Consider the following 20,384-nt stretch of genomic DNA (forward strand, 5'->3'; position numbering starts at 1 on the left):
GTTGTTCTCAATCCATAGCCCAAGTGTGAACAGGTGTGTGAGTACGCTGCAAGCGCACGTAATCCAGCAATAGCCGGTAAAAACTGCCCTTAGTCCGTGCCAGATGGCGCTGTTGCCACACCGACCCGGTTTGTCCGGTTTCAATCCGCGCCGCAATAATGCTCAGGTAATGGCGAATATCCACCTCCGCAATCCCCAATTGCGCCAAACCTTCCGCTGCCTGCGGCAACAACTCCTCTAACATCAGTTGCGGCACTTGCCATTCCTGACGCTGCCAACGCAAGGATGCATCCAAGCCCACCCGTGCTGCGTTGTAGAAGTTTTCACGGGCGGTGGCAAATGCCATTGGCAAGGGTTCGCCTGCGCACAGTTGCTCACCGATATATTGAGTCAACCCGTAGAATAACGCGGCATTTGCCAGCATATCCGGCACACTAGGGCCTGCGGGCAAAATGCGGTGTTCAAGACGAATATGCGGCGTACCATCAGGATCAAACCCCACCAGCGGGCGATTCCAGCGCCAGACCACCCCATTATGCAAGCGTAAGTGGGCAAAGCGTTCGGCGGGTTCATCCAACAACTCCGGCAATAACACGGGGTAAATGTCGCGGTTTTCCTCGAAACATTCCGCAATACTGTTATCCGCAAAACCCGAACCGAAACTCACCCGTGCCGGACTCTCGCGCCCAGCATCCACCGCTTGCTCAAACACCGGAATCCGCGTTTCCTCCCATAAGGCTCGCCCGAACAGAAAAGGGGAATTCCCCGTCACCGCCATAATCGGTGCCGAGGTAATCAGCGCCGCGTTATAGAAATGATGAGCAACGTCTGCCGACACTTGCCAATGCACCTGAAACGAAGTCGTCACCGCCTCCAGCATCACGCTATCGTGGTGAATATGCAGCGATTCGCGCCCGTCAATTGCCATGCGTAACGGTCGCCCCTGCCGCGCTTTGAGAATTTCAGCATTCAACACATGGTAGCGGTTGGAATCGGTCATGGTTGCCAAACCAAAATCACTTTGCGCGGCACTGGGTAAAATGCCGATCAGCACTAAGTTTGCATCGAGGGTTTGCGCTGCCGTATTGGCACGTTCCAGCAGTTCACGCAGGGAAGTTTCAAATTCAGACAGCGCCAGCGCCGTCAGCAGGCGTGGGGGTGTATTCAGTTCAATATTAAATTTTGCCAGCTCCGTGGTCGCCAGCGAACTGTTTAAGGCGTGTAGAAAAGCGGTATTGCAGGACAAGGGGCGTAAGTGTACATCCGTGAGCCAGCCTTCCAACTCAAAGCCACCCTTTGCGGGCTGCTTTGAAAACCTCCCAGCCGTTAACTGCTCACGCAACAAGCGGGTTTCTGCATCTAAACGCCGTGCGTATTCCAGCCAGTCTTCAGGACTAAAATGGTCGTGTGCAATTTCCTGCCCCATCTGTCACCTCCCGTAAGCATGGTTTGATTATGCCACGTTTACCGACTTAGTGATTGATACTCGTCAGCAAGGCAGCTCTTCATTCGGCGGCAATTGCAGGAAAAACCCATTCGTCTGCATCACGCGCCGCACTTCGCTGGCAGCAACCTTGAATTGCAACTGGCGCTCATCATCCAGAAAAAACTCAAACGAGAATTCAGGCACTCCAAAAATTTTCAATAAAACCTCAGGGACTCGCGCAAAATTATCCTTTTCCGGCAGGAACAGGAAAGAACCCTGTTTGCGCCGACTGCGGTAAACGTAGCATTGCATGGCGTTACTCCTTGCCTTGTTCGTGTGTCATAAGCGCTGCTTCGCGGATGTCGGCAGTTTTCAAAGCGCGTGTCACCGTGCCACCGTTCAAACGCTCCTCCAGACCAATCTCATTGGCAGAGGTCGTCACCAGCTTGCCTTCACGCTTACGCCCGTCTTTCTGCGTAATACGCACGTATTGCCCGATATTGCTTGACAATTTACCCAGCTCAATCGGCTTGAACACCACATGGTATAAGGCGTTGGAAGGTAAACTTTTCGCCCCTGCCAACACATCCGCTGGTTTAGGCTCAGGAGCGGGAACTGGTGCAGGAGTCGTCGCGGCAGCAGCAACCGCTGGCTGCTCAGAACGGGCACTGGACGGAATATCGATGGTATGTGTGACCGGCGCGGCTTCCGCTGGTATTGCCACCGTCTGCGAGGCGGTATTCACTGGCACAGACACATTCATCCCCATTGCTTGCGCCTGACGGTAAACTTGCTGATTAGCACCCGCAAACCAAGCCACTGCTGCCAATAACACGCCGATAAAACTGGTAATGACCCAACCGCCCACCCGATGCCACATCGCAGGCAAGGTCAGCAGATTCACCCCCGGAATCAATGCCACCAACCCCGTGACCGGATGTCGCTGGAAACACAGCACTACCATTACCAACCAACCCAGCAAAAATAACACCGCACCTAACAACAGTACGCCTAATAATACGTATTCCATGATTTTCCTATTTGCCCCACTAATCTTCGAGGTAAGTATAACCGATTAAACCGGCTTCTATTTCACGCAATAGCATTTTTTGGCGCTCAGAATCGTCAACCGCAGCGGCAAGTTTGCGGCGGCATTGCGCCAGCAAGTCTTTCGGCTCGAAATGCACGTAGCGCAACAGCTCATCAATCGTGTCACCGCGTTCCGGCTCGGATAACTTATAACTGCCATCCGGTAATAATTCCACATTGATGGAATCGGTGTCGCCAAACAGGTTATGCAAATCGCCGAGGATTTCCTGATACGCGCCCACCATGAAAATCCCCAGCAAATACGGCTGATCTTTTTGCAACGAATGCAGCGCCAACGTGCTTGCCAACCGCCCGCTTTCCACATAATGCGACACCGTGCCGTCGGAATCGCAAGTTAAATCCTGCATGGTGACACGCCGATCCGGATTTTCCTGCAAGCGGTGTAGCGGCATGATCGGGAAAATCTGCTCGATTGCCCAGGCATCCGGCATCGACTGGAACAGCGAGAAATTGCAGAAATATTTATCGGCCAATTTTTCCTGCAAACTGGTTTGAATCTCCGGCTCTAACACCTCAAACAGCTCCGGTTGGCTGAGCAGTTTGCGGCAGATCGCGCGGTGAAACTCTTCCGCCCGCGCCCGTTGATTCAAGTCGATCGAACCGTGCGCGTACATGCCGTGCGCCTCGTCCAACCAATACGCCGCGTCGTGGTAGATTTCTGAAGGCGGTAAGCGCTTACGGTTGTGATACAGGCGGAACAGATTGTGCAAGATCATCGGGTCATCATCGTCCGGCTCACTCAGCGTCGGCTGCACTTCCGGCTGTTCGGGGTCAGTGTCAATGACGTTGGTGATTAAGACCGCGTGATGGGCGCTTAAACCGCGCCCGGATTCGGAGATGAAATCGGGGAACGGCAGTTCGTATTCTTCGCACACGTCCTGCACGCTGCGCACGATGGTATTGGCGTATTCCTGCAAGCTGTAGTTGATCGAGCATTCATTGCGCGAACGTGAGCCGTCGTAATCCACGCCCAACCCGCCGCCGACATCGACCACGCGAATGTTGGCACCCAAGCGATGCAATTCTGCGAAATAACGGCTGGCTTCGCGCATTCCGCGTTGAATATCTTGGATATTGGCAATCTGCGACCCCATGTGAAAGTGCAGCAATTGCAGGCAATCGAGTTTCCCAGCGGCTTGCAATTGCTCAATCATGTGCAAAGCTTGCGCAGCAGAAAGCCCGAATTTGGACTTCTCGCCACCGGTATTTTGCCATTTGCCTTTGCCGAGGGTGTACAAACGGGTGCGAATACCGAGCAATGGTTCAATGCCAAGTTTGGCAGCTTCTTCTAGCGTTTCGGCGAGTTCCGAGGGTTTTTCCACCACGATGAAAATGCGATGCCCCATTTGCCGCCCGATCAAGGCGAGGCGCAGGTATTCGCGATCTTTGTAGCCGTTGCAAATGATGGTGCTGCCCGTAGGCGCTGAGCCGAGCACCGCCATGAGTTCGGGTTTGCTGCCCGCTTCCAAACCGACTTGTGCGCCGCCGCCTTTGAGGATTTCTTGGACTACGCTGCGTTGCTGGTTGACTTTGATGGGGTAAATCGCGGTGTATTGGCTGCTTTGCCCGCAATCGGCAATCGCTTGGTTGAATGCGCCTTGCAAGCGTTGCACCCGATCATGCAATACATTGACGAAACGTACTAACAGTGGGAAACGCATTCCGTCTTCGTTGTGGACGCGCATAGCGAGGGCGTGCAAATCGACTTGCTGCGCTGGGTTGCCGGGGACGCACATGGCAACATTGCCTGCGGCGTTAATGTCGAAATAGCCATCACCCCAATGCTGGATGCTGTATAGGCGACGGGCGGCTTCAATGTTCCAAGTGTTGTGGGTATACATGGTGTTCCTGCTGGCGTGGGTGGCACGGTTTCAAGGAGTGCAGGATACTAGAAAAGTTGCCCAAATAAATACCCCCGCTTTCGGAACGGGGGTTAGAGGAGTCGAAGCATGGTCAGGCAATTTATTGTTATTAATGGTTAAGCCTGCTCTCTGCCTCTTGGGGCTTGCTGATAAATACTTGTTGTTGTTTCGCTGTTCTGACTGAAAGGACTATTGCAATGGGTATGCCAACGTTGGCGATTATTATTAAGTGATTGATAATATTGATTGAGACTGTTTTTGGCGGGAAAAAGTGCTAGGCATTGGCTTGGCAATGCTGTCAGAAAACGACAGGGTGGCGGCAGAGAGTGACAGAGGTGACAGTACGAAAATTAGCAACCCACACGAAATACTGGCTTTCGGTAACGGATTTTGTGAATCCAGAGGGCGCGTATGCCATACGCCCCATTCTGATATACTGCTGTAAACCTCAACAAGCAGGGCTTGCAGTATGTCAGGGCAACACCAACACATCTTCATTTCCCACGCGAGCGCTGACGATGCGTTCGTCAAGCAATTGCGTGAAAAGCTGGAACTTCATCACCTTAACGTGTGGGTCGATTCGCGTAATCTGCGCGGTGGCGACAAACTTTGGCCGGAAGTTGCCGAAGCCATCCGCACCGCCCGCCATGTGTTGGTTGTCATCAGCCCGCAAACCATCAATTCCGACTGGGTATTCGACGAAATTGAACTGGCGGAACAGGTCGAAAAGGAAGGTGCCGATTACCGCGTGATTCCGTTGATGCTCCCCGACATTACGCCCAAAGCCCTGAAACGCTATTTCACGGAAGAACCCGCTGGCGAAAAGATCGAGCTGGAAGTCGGCAAGTTGCAGGAGGCGATGCCGCGTATCCTCGCCGCCCTCGGCGAACGCTTGCCCGATGACTTACCCACCGAACAAACCATCGAAAACAAACCCCTTGCCGAATTGCTGCTGGAACTCACCGAACCCACCTTGACGCGCAATGCCGATGGCAGCGAACAACTGAGTGCGCGGGCAACCCTGACCTACACCCCCGCCGACCTCAGCAAGGAACGCGAAGTCACCAGCCGCCCGTTCCGCTTCACCGCCCCCATCGGGCAGATCGAGCAGGACGAACTGCGCTGGTATCTGGAGGCGTATTACCACTGGCCTGTCGGTTTGTTCCGCGAACGGGCGCAACGTACCGAAGCGCAATTGCCGCAATGGGGCGCGAAGCTATCCGCCGCTGTGCTGGACAAACCCGAATGTCAGGCAGTGAAAGCGGCTTGGCACAATACCCGCACCGAGTCCGAACGCCTGTTTTCGGTGCTGGTGGAAACGGCGTTGCTGGAGGATGCCAGCGATGCGGAAAAAGCCAATGCCAATACTGCTGCCAGCCGCTTGCAAAGCCTGCCGTGGGAATTGCTGCACGATGGCAAAGGCTATGTCAGTGATGGCAAATACCCGGTGCGCATCCGCCGCCGTTTGCCCAATTACGATCAGAAACCGCCCAGCATTACCCAGTTGCCGATCCGCATTTTGCTGCTGAGTCCGCGCCCGGAACAGGCTGGCGTGGGTTATATCGACCACCGTGCCAGTGCCTTGCCGCTGGTGGCGGCGGTGGAAGCATTGGGTGATTTGGCAGAACTGAGCGTATTGACTCCACCAACATTGGGCGCACTGGAAAAGGAATTGCGTCGCGCCAGTGAAGCGGGCAAACCCTATCACGTCGTCCACTTCGATGGTCACGGGATTTATGACCAGCAGCATGGGCTGGGTGCGTTGTGTTTTGAAGACCCGCAGGATAGCCATGAGTTGAAAAACCGACGGATGCAATTGGTACACGCTGACACGCTGGCGGTGCTGTTGCGCGATTACCGCATTCCGCTGGTGTTTCTCGAAGCCTGCCAAACCGCGCAGACCGATACCGACCCCAGCGCGTCGGTTGCCGCCAAATTGCTGGAAGAAGGCATTGCCTCGGTGGTTGCGATGTCGCACAGCGTGTTGGTGGCAACGGCTCGGCGTTTCGTCACGCAGTTCTACCGCACCTTGGCGGAGGGGCAACGCATTGGCAAGGCGATGCTGGCGGGGCAAACAGAGCTGATGCGCGACAAGTTTCGTCTGTCGATTGCGGGCGCGGGCGATTTGCACTTGCAGGACTGGTTTGTGCCGATTTTGTATCAGGAACAGCACGACCCGCAGTTGTTCGCACGGCTGCCATCCGCCACCGCGCAATTGATGACGGCGCAACAACGCCAGACGCGGCTGGGCAGGTTGCCCGAACCGCCGCCACACAGCTTCATCGGACGTAGCCGCGAATTGCTGCAAGTCGAGCGGCTGCTGGAACAGCAACCCTATGCGGTGCTGCGCGGTCAGGGTGGTGCGGGCAAAACCACGCTGGCGGTGGAACTGGCTCGGTGGCTGGTGCAAAGCCGCCGCTTCGAGCGGTGCGCCTTCGTCAGCGTCGAGCAATACACCCACCCCGACTACGTGCTGGAACAACTACTCCAGCAACTGGTGAACCCGAATCACAATTTTGCAGCGGAATACGCCAGCGACACCGACCAAGCCTTGCAGGCAATCCGGCGGGTGCTGGAAAACGAGCGGGTGTTGATTGTGGTGGATAATGTGGAGGCGTTGCTGGCGGATGAGGGGAATGTGGGGGCGGTGTTGCAGATTTTGAAGCAGTTGGAAAACCCTCACCCCAACCCCTCTCCCAGAGGTAGAGGGGCTAATACAACTTCTTACTCCCCCTCTACCGCTTCGCGGGAGAGGGGGGCGGGGGGTGAGGGTCTTTCCCTTCTGTTTACTACCCGCGAACCACTCCCCGCGCCGTTCAACCATAAAGCCCGCGAGATTGTGCTGGGGGCGTTGAGCGTGACGGATGCCAAGGCGTTGGTGATGCAGGTGATGAACAACGAAGGTTTGCACCTGCGCCATGATGATCAGGGCAATACGCCGCAGGAAGTGGACGATCTGGTGGGTTCAGTCGGTTGCCATGCGCGGGCGTTGGTGCTGCTGGCGCGGGAACTGGCACAGCGCGGGGTGAAGGCGACCACCGCGAATGTGCGGGCGATCATGCAGGAACTGGAACAACGCCATCCGGGGCAGCGCGAACTGTCGCTCTTCGCCAGCGTCGAACTCTCCCTGCGGCGGCTGTCGCCGGAAGTGCGCGAACAGATTGCGGGGCTGGCAGTGTTTCAGGATGGCGGATACATGGGAGGAATGCACCATGTATTAGGTGTCACAGGCGAACAAGTCACCGAAATCATCAAAGCACTGATCGAAGTCGGTCTGGCACAACCCATCGGCGACTACGGCTACATCCGTCTTGATCCCGCTTTGCCTGCGACGCTGGATTTGGGGCTGACAGCGGAACAGCGCGATGGCTATCGGCAACGCTGGCGGGAAGTGATGGGGCAACTGGTGGATTTTCTCGTCGGTAATCTTGGAAAAGACATCAAACTAGCATTCAGCCTCACCCAACTGGAACTGCCCAACCTGATGGCTTATCTGCAAACGCTGGTGGCGGATTTACAAGCCGGAAGTGTGGCGGCAGAAGTCGTGGCTGACAAGGCAGGCAGTGTCGAGCAATTGCTGGCAAACCTGCATCAACCGCAGGCACTGGCGCAGGTGGTAGCATGGCGCAAGCAGGCTGCACAGGCTTTAGGGGAGTGGAGTCGTGCCCGCTTTGAAAATGAACGCATGAACATTGAACGCCTGTTGCAGCAGGGTGATCTACAAGCCGCTTTTCAGGCAGCCCAAACCTTGTTGCAGCAATGCCAGCAGGCTGGGGAACAAGCGTATGTCGATGCAGATTATGATCTGGCGATGGCACACATCCTGTTGGGGCGGGTGTTGCAAACAGGCGGCGCAGCCGCGCAAGCCTTGCCCTATTTGCAGGAAGCGCAACGGCGTTTTGAAGCATTGGGGGAACGCAGGGCAAGGATGGCTTCAGCCGCCTTGACGGAACAGGGCGATTGCCTGCAAGCCTTGGGGCAACTGGAAGCGGCGGCAGCGGCTTATGAGGAACGCATTAAACGCGGTGAAAAACTGGAAGATACACGCGGTGTTGCGGTAGGCAAAATCCAGCTTGCTTCGGTACGTCTATTGCAAAAACGCTATACCGATGCCCTGCAAGGCTATCAGCAAGTACTGGCACTGTTCCAGCAACTGGATGAACCGGGTGCAGTGGCAACGGCTTGGCATCAGATCGGGATGACGCACAGGAATGCAGGCGACTTTGCACAGGCTGAGCAGGCGTATCGGCAAGCATTAGCGATTCATACACAAAACAATAATCGCTCGTACATGGCGAGTAGCCTGAATGAACTGGGCAATCTTTATAATGTCTGGAATCGCCCGGAACAGGTGGTGAGTTTTTATCGGCAGGCAGCGGGCATGTATGTGGCATTGGGGGATTTGCGCTATGAAGGTGTTGTGCGTAACAACCTCGCGGCTACCTTGATCAAACTCCAACGCTATGACGAAGCCCGCCCGGAACTGCTACGTGCGATTGAGTGCGATCAGGCATTTGGTCATGCGGCTCAACCGTGGCAAACATGGGACATCCTGCACGATCTGGAACAAGCCAGCGGCAATCCACAAGCCGCCCGCGAGGCACGGCGACAGGCACTGGCGGCTTATCTGGCGTATCGGCGGGATGGCGGGGAGAATCATTCTGGTTTTGGGCGTTTGGCTTTGGCGGTGGGGCAGGCGATACAGCAGGGGGATGCCGTGGAGATTGAGCAGGTGATCGGGCAATTGCTTGAACTTGAGGATTGGGACAAAAACTTCCTGCACAAGCTGCAAGCGATTATCGCTGGGGAGCGGGATTTGGCTTTGGCGGAGGATGAGGATTTGCACTACGAGGGAGCTGCGGAGTTGGTTTTGTTGTTGGAGGGGGTGCAGTAAGAACCCCCCATCCCCAACCCCTTCCCCCGCAAGGGGGGGCAGGGGCCAAGAACACGGCTGACAGGCAAGTGCCAAACTTTGAAAATAGTGCAGCTTGCTCCCTTCACCCCTTGCGGGGGAAGGGCTGGGGATGGGGGGAAGAAAGGGAGCAAGAGGTGCTGTCTGTCGGTGAATATTGCGTGGCAGGGCGAGGTTACTGACACTGGCGGGATGGAAAGACAACACAACAAGATTCATCGTGACCTTGCCCGCAATCTGCGCAAGAACATGACCACACCAGAACAGCAGTTATGGGAAGCCCTGAGAAAACGCCAACTCGACGGCTACCGCTTTCGCCGCCAAACCCCGCTAGGGCGTTACATCGCTGATTTTGTTTGTCTGGAAGCACGCTTGGTGATTGAGCTGGATGGCAATCACCATCACGACCAGCAAGACTACGACCGCGAACGCGACGACTGGATGCAACAACAAAACTTTTGCGTACTCCGCTTCTGGAATCACGAAATCCAGCACCATCAGCAAACCGTCATCCAACAAATCCGCCAAGCCCTACACCAACAATCTTCTCTCCTCTTACCCCCTTCACCCCCTGCGGGGGAAGGGCTGGGGATGGGGGGTAAGTTCGGAGTGAGATAGTTAGTCACGCCCCCAACACCACATCCAAAAACGCCTGCCCATACTGCGCCAACTTACGCTCCCCAATCCCCGCAATACCCCGCATCGCCTCCAGCGTTTGCGGGCGTTCATCCGCCATTTGCAGCAAGGTGGAATCGTGGAAAATGACATACGGCGGCACACCCTGCTCCTGTGCCAAGCGCAGTCGCAGCGCACGCAAAGCTTCCCACAAGGCTTCCACCTCAATGGGCATGGTATCGCGGTTAAACCGAGGTTTGGCCACAGGATCACCCCGCACACGATCACGCCGCATCCGTTCGCGCTTCTGCTCTTTGCGCAAATGCAGTTCGATTTCCCCGCGCAACAACGGGCGGGCATTATCGGTCAAACGCAAGCCGCCATGCCCGTCCACATCCACCGTCAAATACCCCAATGCAATCAGTTGGCGGAAAATATTGCGCCATTCCGCATCCGAATGTTCCTTACCAATCCCAAAGGTGGAAAGCTGCTCGTGGCGAAACTGGCGGATGCGCTCATCATCCTTGCCCAGCAACACCTCGATAATGTAATTCACCCCGAAACGCTGCCCGGTGCGGTACACGCACGACAAGGCTTTTTGCGCAGCCACCGCTGCTTCCCACACTTCCGGCGGATTCCGACAGTTATCGCAATTCCCGCACGGTTGCGGTGTCGGTTCACCAAAGTAGCTCAATAACGCTTGGCGGCGGCAGGTGGTCATTTCGCACAAGCCCAACATGGCTTGCAGCTTGTGGTGTTCGATGCGCTTTTGCTGCTCGCTGGCGGTGGATTCCTGCATCATCTGGCGCAAGGTGATGACATCCTGCAAGCCGTAAGACATCCACGCATTCGCAGGCAAACCGTCACGCCCCGCCCGTCCGGTTTCCTGATAATAAGCTTCGATGCTTTTCGGCAGGCTCAAATGCGCCACGAAACGCACATCCGGCTTGTCAATCCCCATGCCGAACGCGATGGTAGCAACAATGATCACCCCCTCTTCGCGCAGGAAACGTTGCTGATGGTTACGGCGCGTATCCGCATCCATCCCCGCATGATACGGCAAGGCGGTGCGCCCCTGTTGCGCCAGCCACGCGGCGGTATCTTCGACCTTTTTGCGCGACAAGCAGTAAACAATCCCGGCATCCTGCGAATGATGCGCGTCGATAAACTGCCACAATTGTTGCCGTGCGTTTTGCCCCTGCTGGATGGTGTAGTGGATATTGGGGCGATCAAAACTGTTGACGTAAATATCAGCGCGTTGCAGGCGCAACTGCTCGATAATTTCTTGGCGCGTGCGCTGATCCGCCGTCGCCGTCAACGCAATGCGCGGCACACCGGGGAAACGTTCCGCCAGGATCGACAATTGCTGATATTCCGGGCGGAAATCATGCCCCCATTGCGACACACAATGCGCTTCGTCGATGGCGAACAGACTGATACCGATGGTGGTGTGCAAACGTTCCAGCAAGGGCAGCATTTTTTCGCTGAGCAAACGTTCGGGCGCGACGTAGAGCAGGTCGATTTCACCCGCCAGTAATTCGCGCTCTACCCGCTGCACCGCGCCGTAGTTCAGCGAGGAATTGAGGTACGCCGCACGAATCCCCAGTTGCAGCAAAGCATCGACCTGATCCTGCATCAAGGCAATCAGCGGCGACACGATAATACCCACACCATCGCGCACCAACGCCGGAATCTGGTAACACAACGATTTGCCGCCGCCCGTGGGCATTAGCGCAAGGACATCACGATCTTGCAGCAATGATCCAATAATATCGCGCTGGTTCAGGCGAAAATCGGCGTAGCCGTAGGTGTTGTTGAGAATGTGGTAGGCACGTTGCATGGCGCTATTGTTTCACCTTAATGGGTTCGTAACCACTGCCATGTTGCCATACCCACCAATGTCATGAGCAACGAACCAATAACATGTACGCTAATAACGCCTGCCGCCCATGCCATACGCCCGTTTTGGAACAACAACATGACTTCCGCCGAAAACGTCGAAAACGTCGTCAAACTGCCGCAAAAGCCAGTGATGATCAGCAGCTTCCATTCGGGAGACAGGTTGGTGCTGGAGAAAAATGCAATCGCCAAGCCGATGGTGTAAGCACCCAGCAAATTAGCGGTGAGCGTACCCACCGCCAGATGCGGCAACAGCGTGTTGAGCTTCAAACCTAACAACCAGCGTAACCATGCACCAAGTGCTGCGCCAATGGCGATGGCGAGAAAGGTTTTCCACATGAACGTTATTCCCTGAATTTTTAATCCATATTCGATTCTGCTAGCTCCACAAGAGTGTGTCAAAGCATGATTCGACGGTAATGGTAAGGTTTTTTGCACTCCCACAACTCACACCCATACTGAGCATTTTTCATTGGGAGTTGCCTATGCCATTCCACGGTGTCTTACCCCATCGCCAACACCTGTTCCAGCCGCAACCCGTGCAAAACATTGGCGTGAACGATACTTACGCTTGGCAGCTTAATCCTGAGCATCGCCATGTCTACAACAAATTAGCACTAGCGCTTGCCCAAGGCTTGCAAGCTGCGCCGTGTGGCATTGACCCGCTGAGTGTCGGTATTGACGCGGCAATCCCGCTATTCGTCAAACCGATTACCAATTTGTTGGGCATGTCGCTGGATGCGCAAGCCACCACCGCAGGCGATTTGGCGAGTGGGTATACTCAGTGCGCCCCCGGCTGTTTCTGGGGTGAATACTTGGTCGGCGACCACACCAGTACCGATTGTTTGGTACTCGCGGGCAAAGTGTTGTGGTTTGCCCATACGCAAGGCGCAATCACCAAAGACAAACAACGCCCGATTTATTGGCATATTGGGGTACGTTTGCCTGCGTTAGAGCCGCTAATTGCCACTTTCATCCAAACCCAGCTCCCCGGTTATACTGGACTGTGCAATGTGGAAATGATCGGTGACAAGGTTATCGAAATGCACTTGCGCGGCTCCAACGGCTTCTTCGATTTTTACGGCGCACATTTTGTCCCCGCTTGGGTGGAATTGGTGGATAAACACCTCTGGCATGGGCTGGAATTTGTACGCGAAGGTTATGTTTACTCGCTGTTTGGTGAAGGTGAACTGCCTGCGGATTATGCCGAGATTGCGGCGGCGCATGGGGTGAAAGCTGTGCCGGACACGGTGACGCGGGATCGTATCGCTATTTTGTATGCTGGCACGCTCGATGCGGCAGAACAGGTTGCCATGCGCTTGCGTAACTACCAATGACAAAGGAAAAACAGGCGTTCTCCTTCGTCATAAAATTTTAATAAATAAGGGATTGCGTTGAGTCCAAACACTCCGACACAAACGTTGCGCCGCCAACGATAACCGCACCATCGACCAACTCACCTTCTTTGACCTGACGCGCCCCGACGCACGGCCCACAAACATACATTTTGCCACCAGCGTCAGCATATAAACTAATCATCTCAACCAATGTTGGGAAACCTTTTGCTGCCACATGCTCTGCAATCCCTTTAATCATCAACATACTGCCGTTGCCTTGAAATCCCATTACCACCTCTACATCGGATGCTTGCGCAGACGTTGCCATTACAAAAGGGATGGTTGCCAGTTCTGGATTTTCAGGACCATTCGTAACCATGATGAACAGTTTTTTCTTAGCCTCTGACATTTTGATTTCTCCTGTTATCAACAGCTTTAAATACAGTTTCATACTGGCACAAGTTACCAACACCAGAATTGATATGCGTCATAAACAAGTCACAGAAGCGTCAAACAAAAACCCCACAATCATGGCGTACACCTGCCTTCGACGCGAAAACGTATTACAAAGCACCAAACAACGAAGGAATGTCAGATGACCACTACCCTAGCCTCCGAATACCAACGCATCCGCCACACCAGCGCGGCAATTTGTGCCCCGCTTGCCCGTGACGATTACCAACTGCAAAGCATTGTCGAAACCAGCCCCCCAAAATGGCATTTGGGGCATGTGACCTGGTTTTTTGAAACCTTTTTGCTGCAAGCGTTTGTGAAAAATTACCAACCGTTTCGCGCTGAATACAACTACCTGTTCAACTCGTATTACCAAACCGTTGGCTCAATGCAACCCCGCGCCGAACGCGGCTTAATGTCACGCCCGACGGTGGAAGAAGTCTACGCCTACCGCGCCGCGATTGATGAGCGCATGATGGCATTGCTAAGCGACGCTGACCCCAGCCAAGCACAGGCAATCGCCGCACGGGTCACACTCGGCTTGCACCACGAACAGCAACACCAAGAACTGCTGTACATGGACATTAAACACAACTTCTGGCGCAACCCGCTGCGCCCGATTTACCTCCCCAAAACCTTGCCCGTGCAGGAAGCCGCCCCGCTTGAATGGGAAATGCGCGAAGGGGGTTTGATTGAAAGCGGCTTCGACGGCGACAGCTTCGCCTACGACAACGAACGCCCGCAGCACAGGGTTTGGCTCGAACCGCATCGCCTTGCCTCGCGCTTGACCACTAATGCCGAATACCTCGCCTTCATCGAAGACGGCGGCTATCAACGCGCCGAACTGTGGCTGGCGGATGGCTGGTATCACCGCAAGCAACACGGCTGGCAAGCGCCCTTGTATTGGGAACAACGTGACGGGCAGTGGTACGAATTCACCCTGCACGGTTTCGAGTCACTCAACCTTGCCGCGCCCGTTGCCCACACCAGTTATTACGAAGCCGATGCCTTCGCCCGCTGGTCAGGCAAACGCTTGCCGCTAGAAGCCGAACTCGAACACAAATTGCGCGAATTGCCGATTAAGGGGCATTTCACCGACAGCAATACCTTCCACCCGCAAGCAGGCACAGGGCAACACTACGGCTCGCTGTGGGAATGGACAGCCTCGCCCTACACCGCCTACCCGCGTTTCCAACCGCTGGAAGGCAGCATGGGCGAATATAACGGTAAATTCATGTGCAACCAGTGGGTATTGCGCGGCGGGGCGTGTATAACACCAGCCGACCATATTCGCCCCACCTACCGAAACTTTTTTTACCCCCACGACCGCTGGCAGTTCAGCGGTATTCGTCTCGCGGAGGACGTATGAACGCTATTTGCCCCAAAGCCACCAAGGTCAGCTTCCACGATTACCAGCCGGAGCTGGACAATTTCCGCCAAACCGTGCTGCACGGGTTAGCGCACGAACACAAACAAATTCCGCCGAAATTTTTCTACGATGAACGCGGTTCGCAATTGTTTGAAGCGATTCTGAAACAGCCGGAATACTACGTGCCACACGTCGAAAAACAGCTCTACCGCGACTATGCGGCGGACATGGCAGCGTTAATCGGCAAGGATGCGGTGCTGATCGAACCCGGTAGCGGCAGTTGCGAAAAGGTGCAGTTATTGCTGGATGCACTGCGCCCAGCGGCGTATGTGCCAATGGATATTTCTGGCGATTTTCTGCGCCAGTCGGCGGCGACGTTGGGGGCTGCATTCCCGTGGTTGCACGTTCATGCGGCGTGTTTGGATTTCACCCGCGAGTTGCACTTGCCGCAAAACGTACCCGCCGGGCGGCGCGTGGTATTCATCCCCGGCTCTAGCTTGGGCAATTTTGATTTGCCAGAAGCGCAGCATTTCCTGTTCAATATTGCACAATTGGTCGGCAAAGGCGGCGGCTTGCTGATCGGTGTGGATCGCAAGAAAGACAAAGCGGTGCTGGAAACAGCCTACAACGATGCGGCAGGTGTGACCGCTGCTTTCAACTTGAATTTGCTGGTGCGTATCAATAACGAGTTGGAAGGCACGTTCGATCTTGAGCAGTTTGCGCATTATGCGTGTTACAACGCGGCAATGGGGCGGATTGAGATGCACCTCACTAGCCTGCAAGACCAAAGCGTGCAAGTGGCGGGTAGAACTTTCCACTTTGCACAAGGGGAACGTATCCATACCGAAAATTCCTACAAATACCACCCTGAGGAATTCATCACGCTGGCGATGGCGGCAGGCTTCAAATGTGAGCAACATTGGACGGATGCTGCTAACCTCTTCGGCATCTATTACTGTACCGTGTGAGCCTGTCATGCCAACCGCTGAAAACCGCTTCCCTGCCCTGCAAAACTGCTTGTATTTAAATCATGCAGCGGTTGCCCCTTGGCCGCAAATCACCGCAGACGCAGTACAAGCATTTGCGGCAGAAAATGCACAGCAAGGCACACTCAATTACCTGCATTGGCTGACGGTGGAACAAGCCTTGCGCGAACAAGCGCGTGAATTGCTGAATGCGCCCGCCGCAGGTGATATTGCGCTGGTGAAAAACACCTCGGAAGGTTTGTCCTTCGTTGCTTATGGGCTGGACTGGCAAGCAGGCGATAATGTGGTGGGGATTCGTCAGGAATTTCCTTCCAACCGCTATGTCTGGCAATCGCTGGCAAGCCAAGGCGTGGAATTCCGCCAATTGGATTTGCGCGAATACCCTGATGCCCCCGAAACGGCGTTGCTGGCGTTATGCGACTCCCGTACCCGTTTGCTCAGCATTAGTGCGGTGCAATACACCAACGGTTTGCGCATGGATTTGGCAAAAATCGGCGCGTTTTGCCGCGCCAAGGGCATTCTACTTTGCGTGGATGCGATTCAACAAATCGGTGCAATCCCGTTTGATGTGCAGCAAGTGCAAGCTGACTTTGTAGTGGCAGATGGACACAAATGGATGCTAGGGCCGGAAGGTTTGGCACTGTTTTACGTGCGCCGTGAGGTGTTGGAGTCTTTGCGCTTAACCCAATACGGCTGGCACATGGCAGAAGGTTTGACCGATTACACGATGGAAGACTACCAACCCGCGTTGGATGCACGGCGGTTTGAATGTGGCAGCCCGAATATGCTGGGGATTCATGCGCTGCACGCCAGCCTTGGGGTATTGCTGGAAACCGGCATGGCGACGGTGTGGGAACAGCTTAGTGCGCGGGTACAGTATTTGCTGGACGGTTTGCAAGCCTTGCCGGATATGGAAATTCTCAGTGATACGCGGGCGGAACGGCTTTCGGGTATTGTTACCTTCCGTTCGCACACGCGCACCAATGCCGAACTGTTCCAGCACCTGCAAAATAATGGCGTATTTTGTGCGCAACGCGGTGGCGGGATTCGCTTTTCACCGCATTTTTATACGCCGTTCAGCCAGCTAGAACAGGTACTTCACTTACTCAATGCCTGACATAAGTTGTGTGTAACATTCCACTGCCGTGAATTCCTGCGTGTCTTTGGGTGGTTGCTGCGAGTCAGGCTGGTGAATCGCCAACAGATACTTCACGCCATGCGCTTGCGCCGCCCGCAGCACATGCAGATTGTCATCAATGAATAAGGAATGAGCAGGATCATAGACCTCCACTTCGCTTAACTTCTGCCAAAAATCAGGGTGCTCTTTGGGTAAGCCAAGGGAATGCGAGGTGATAATGTGATCAAAATACTGCTCTAAGGCCACATAGCCGAATTTCATCCCCACGCTTTTTTGGTGTGCATTCGTGAGTAACACCACCCGCTTGCCGCGTTTATGCAGGGATTCTAAAAAGCGTTCGACATGTGCCCGAATCTGGATACGATCCGCTACCTCGTGTTTGAGTGCCACCAAGTCCGTTCCCAAATGATTTTGCCAATAATCAAGGCAATACCACTCCAGCGTACCCTCCATTTCGGTGTAACGTTGATGCAAATAGGTACGAACTTCATCCGGCGTTGCGCCGCGCTGCGCGGCAAGGCGCACGGGCAAATGTTCTAGCCAAAAATGGTTGTCGAAATGCAAATCCAACAACGTGCCATCCATGTCCAGAAACACGGTGTTTATCTCATGCCAATTTAAATCTATTGCGTTATAATTCATTTTATGGGCTTCCACATACCACTAAAAATCGCATCATACCGGAGGATAATATGAAAAATCTGCATTTGCTGGGACTAAGCCTTTCCATCGCCGTGTTACTCGCTGGCTGTGGCGGCGGTGGTGTCAGCGGAAATAATCCCTCGAATACCGTCAGCAAACCCGCGTTAAAACAAGCGACCTCTAATGCCGAGCTAGAAGCCTTAATTAAAAAGCAAATGTTGGCAATCTACGGCACAACGCGCCCAGAAATTTACCCCGTTGCCTACACGACAGGCAGCAGCAACTCGGCTCCCGACAGTGCCGCAGGTTCGACTCAAAGTTTTTCCAGCACCAATACCCAAGAAACCTCAGTCGATGAAGCCGACCGCCTAAAAACCAATGGTAATTATCTCTACACCGCCGCCCTCGACAAACCCATTGTGCGCATTTTCAAAGCAAATCAGGCGACGACACAAGCAGTAGCCGAACTGCCCTTGAGCAACGACACCAACACCGTGCTGACCGGGCTTTATCTGGATGGCTCACACTTGGTAGCTCTCGCTGAAGACCAACAACAAGTGGGCATTTGGGACGGTTGGTTTACGCCCAGCTATTGGCGCAACCAACAAAGTCAGGTGCACTTACTCAATGTTGCTGATCCTGCTGCCCCGGCTCAGACCAGTAAGCTAACCCTAGAAGGACAGATGATCAGCAGCCGACGCATCGGTTCGACCCTCTACCTCGCCACCCGCCATACACCCACCCTCAAAGGTTTAATCGAGTACCCGACAACGGACACCGAAGCTGCCGCCAACCGTGACTTGATCAACCAAGCGACACTCAGCGACTTTTTACCCGATTACCGCGTCAATGACGGCACAGGGCAAGAGCTATTTGCTGCCGATGATTGCTTTATGACGCAATACAATGGCAAAGATGACTATCAAACCAGCATCATCAGCCTCTTGACCCTCGACTTGACTAGCAGCAACCCCATCCCTCAAGGCAAATGTTTCGCCGGTGATACTGAGACCTTGTACGCCTCCAGTGAGGCTATTTATTTAGCGACTACGCATTACAACTACACCACTGCACAAGTCGCTGACGCAACCGTCAGCAATACTGTTACCAACTATGACACCGCGATTACCACCGACTTGCATAAATTCTCCCTCGCCAACGGCATTACCTACCAAGGCTCAGGGCGCGTCAATGGGCACTTAGGCTGGCAACAAGACCTAAAGCCCTTCCGCATGAGTGAGCACAACGGTGTATTGCGCTTGATCACTTACACCGGTAGCTGGTCAAATCGCACTGCTTCCCCCGCCAGTTTGTATACGCTGCAAGAAAATACAGCGACCCAATCACTGGATATTCTCGCGAAACTGCCCAATGACACGCGCCCCGCACCGCTCGGCAAACCGGGTGAACAAATTTATGCGACACGGTTTCTTGGTGACAAAGGCTATTTAGTGACGTTCCAAACCACTGACCCGTTGTATTTGCTGGACTTGTCTAATCCGCGTGACCCATTCATCGCCAGCGAACTGCAAATTGATGGCTATTCCGACTACCTGCATCCGGTTGGCAACCACTATTTATTGGGGATTGGTAAAGACGCAGTAGCCGTTGCCGGAGGTGATGAGGGACGTGGCGCATGGTATCAAGGTGTGAAACTTTCCCTCATCGACATCAGCAACCCAGCCGCCCCGTATGAGAAAGAAAAGATCATTATTGGCAAACGCGGTACAGAAACCGGTGTTTCCCAAAGTCATCACGCGTTAACCACTTTGCAGCAAGGTAATAACCTGCAATTAGCCTTACCCGTTAGCTTGCATGAATCTGCCCCCAGTTACGCACCATCTGGGCCAAGTACCCACTATAGCTGGACACAAGACGAACTCTACCGACTCAACATCAACACCGTCACGGGTACTATGCAGGCACTGCCCCCCATCGTCGGCACTGTTAAAAATAGCGCCGACATTTACGGCTATTCCTACCAATGGCCTTATGACCGTTCGGTGATGATCGACACTTATGTACATTACCTGCACGGTGACAAGGTGATTAGTCAAGCCTGGTAGGTTAGAATCTGGGTATGCAAAAACCACCCAACATTCATGCCATACACCCGGTCACTAGCAGCCGCTTATTCCACGTGGAGGAAATCCACTTGGAATTCAGCAACGGTGAACGCCGCATTTACGAGCGCCTTGCTAACCGTGGCAATGGCGCAGTGTTGATCGTGCCGCTGCTGAATGACGACACACTACTGCTCATTCGCGAATATTCGGCGGGAACCGGGCGCTACGAACTCGGCTTCCCCAAAGGCAAAGTCGAGAACGGCGAAAACATCCTTGAAGCGGCTAATCGCGAAATCATGGAGGAAGTCGGTTACGCTGCCCATGACTTGCACTTGTTGCGGCGCGTCAGCCTATCCCCCGGCTATATGCAGCACCATACCCACCTGATTCTTGCCCGCGACCTATACCCCCATCGCGTTGATGGTGACGAACCCGAACCGCTAGAGGTCGTGCCTTGGAAATTATCTGACGCCGCAGACTTACTGTTGCAGGATGATTTCACCGAAGGGCGCAGCTTGCTGGCGCTGTATTTGGCACAGGATTGGCTCAAACAACACACATAAGGACTT

Annotated in this window: 16 protein-coding genes; 8 read left to right on the forward strand and 8 right to left on the reverse strand. The window is 54.3% G+C overall.

Annotated elements, in window-relative coordinates; translation table 11 throughout:
* Positions 1-7: 7 nt before the first annotated feature.
* From BLV87_RS01725 to speA, 4 genes are all read right to left on the reverse strand, one after another.
* On the reverse strand, positions 8-1,426 hold the full coding sequence (locus BLV87_RS01725; RefSeq protein WP_093064770.1) for a glutamate-cysteine ligase family protein: 1,419 nt from the start codon (positions 1,424-1,426) through the stop codon (positions 8-10).
* A 63-nt stretch (positions 1,427-1,489) separates the two neighbouring features.
* The gene (locus tag BLV87_RS01730; protein WP_093064772.1) at positions 1,490-1,738 is read right to left on the reverse strand and encodes a YcgL domain-containing protein; all 249 of its coding nucleotides are present in this window, start codon (positions 1,736-1,738) and stop codon (positions 1,490-1,492) included.
* Between the two features lie 4 nt (positions 1,739-1,742).
* Complete coding sequence (locus tag BLV87_RS01735) at positions 1,743-2,456, reverse strand: hypothetical protein (RefSeq protein ID WP_093064774.1); 714 nt, start codon at positions 2,454-2,456, stop codon at positions 1,743-1,745.
* A gap of 19 nt (positions 2,457-2,475) precedes the next feature.
* Positions 2,476-4,377, reverse strand: a complete 1,902-nt coding sequence (speA, locus tag BLV87_RS01740; protein WP_093064776.1) for a biosynthetic arginine decarboxylase — start codon at positions 4,375-4,377, stop codon at positions 2,476-2,478.
* A 490-nt stretch (positions 4,378-4,867) separates the two neighbouring features.
* On the opposite strand from speA, the gene BLV87_RS01745 reads away from it, so the two are divergent.
* A complete protein-coding gene (locus BLV87_RS01745) occupies positions 4,868-9,292 on the forward strand; it encodes a TIR domain-containing protein (protein WP_093064778.1) in 4,425 nt (1,474 codons plus the stop codon).
* A 168-nt stretch (positions 9,293-9,460) separates the two neighbouring features.
* Complete coding sequence (locus tag BLV87_RS01750; protein WP_217629910.1) at positions 9,461-9,928, forward strand: endonuclease domain-containing protein; 468 nt, start codon at positions 9,461-9,463, stop codon at positions 9,926-9,928.
* Between the two features lie 4 nt (positions 9,929-9,932).
* Here BLV87_RS01750 and recQ read toward each other — a convergent pair whose 3' ends face one another.
* On the reverse strand, positions 9,933-11,765 hold the full coding sequence (gene recQ / locus BLV87_RS01755) for a DNA helicase RecQ (RefSeq protein ID WP_093064780.1): 1,833 nt from the start codon (positions 11,763-11,765) through the stop codon (positions 9,933-9,935).
* A 17-nt stretch (positions 11,766-11,782) separates the two neighbouring features.
* A complete protein-coding gene (gene crcB / locus BLV87_RS01760) occupies positions 11,783-12,163 on the reverse strand; it encodes a fluoride efflux transporter CrcB (protein WP_093064782.1) in 381 nt (126 codons plus the stop codon).
* A gap of 146 nt (positions 12,164-12,309) precedes the next feature.
* Between crcB and BLV87_RS01765 the strand changes: the two genes are divergently transcribed.
* Positions 12,310-13,161: a hypothetical protein gene (locus tag BLV87_RS01765; protein ID WP_093064784.1), complete on the forward strand. Its 852-nt coding sequence runs from the start codon at positions 12,310-12,312 to the stop codon at positions 13,159-13,161.
* A gap of 37 nt (positions 13,162-13,198) precedes the next feature.
* On the opposite strand, the gene BLV87_RS01770 is transcribed toward BLV87_RS01765, so the two are convergent.
* Complete coding sequence (locus BLV87_RS01770) at positions 13,199-13,612, reverse strand: DsrE family protein (RefSeq protein WP_093064786.1); 414 nt, start codon at positions 13,610-13,612, stop codon at positions 13,199-13,201.
* Positions 13,613-13,756: 144 nt separating this feature from the next.
* Here BLV87_RS01770 and egtB point away from each other — a divergent pair, with 144 nt between their 5' ends.
* The 3 genes from egtB to BLV87_RS01785 are packed head-to-tail and all read left to right on the forward strand — an operon-like array spanning position 13,757 to position 17,086.
* Positions 13,757-14,983 (forward strand): ergothioneine biosynthesis protein EgtB, encoded by a 1,227-nt coding sequence (gene egtB / locus BLV87_RS01775; RefSeq protein ID WP_093064788.1) that lies wholly within the window; start codon positions 13,757-13,759, stop codon positions 14,981-14,983.
* Positions 14,980-15,951, forward strand: coding sequence for an L-histidine N(alpha)-methyltransferase (gene egtD / locus BLV87_RS01780; protein WP_093064790.1), 972 nt, complete (start codon positions 14,980-14,982; stop codon positions 15,949-15,951). The genes egtB and egtD overlap by 4 nt, the downstream gene beginning before the upstream one ends.
* Positions 15,952-15,958: 7 nt before the next feature.
* Complete coding sequence (locus BLV87_RS01785; protein WP_093064792.1) at positions 15,959-17,086, forward strand: aminotransferase class V-fold PLP-dependent enzyme; 1,128 nt, start codon at positions 15,959-15,961, stop codon at positions 17,084-17,086.
* Here BLV87_RS01785 and yrfG read toward each other — a convergent pair.
* Entirely contained in the window at positions 17,072-17,749 is a 678-nt protein-coding gene (yrfG, locus tag BLV87_RS01790; RefSeq protein WP_093064794.1) for a GMP/IMP nucleotidase, read from the reverse strand. The two genes, BLV87_RS01785 and yrfG, sit on opposite strands and share 15 nt — an antisense overlap.
* Positions 17,750-17,799: 50 nt before the next feature.
* Here yrfG and BLV87_RS01795 point away from each other — a divergent pair, with 50 nt between their 5' ends.
* Positions 17,800-19,815: a beta-propeller domain-containing protein gene (locus BLV87_RS01795; protein ID WP_093064796.1), complete on the forward strand. Its 2,016-nt coding sequence runs from the start codon at positions 17,800-17,802 to the stop codon at positions 19,813-19,815.
* Between the two features lie 14 nt (positions 19,816-19,829).
* Positions 19,830-20,378 carry an ADP compounds hydrolase NudE gene (gene nudE / locus BLV87_RS01800; RefSeq protein WP_093064798.1) on the forward strand — a complete coding sequence of 183 codons (549 nt, stop codon included), beginning with the start codon at positions 19,830-19,832 and terminating at the stop codon, positions 20,376-20,378.
* The last annotated feature ends 6 nt before the right edge of the window (positions 20,379-20,384 follow it).

Source organism: Thiothrix caldifontis, assembly GCF_900107695.1.
GTDB classification, from domain to species: domain Bacteria; phylum Pseudomonadota; class Gammaproteobacteria; order Thiotrichales; family Thiotrichaceae; genus Thiothrix; species Thiothrix caldifontis.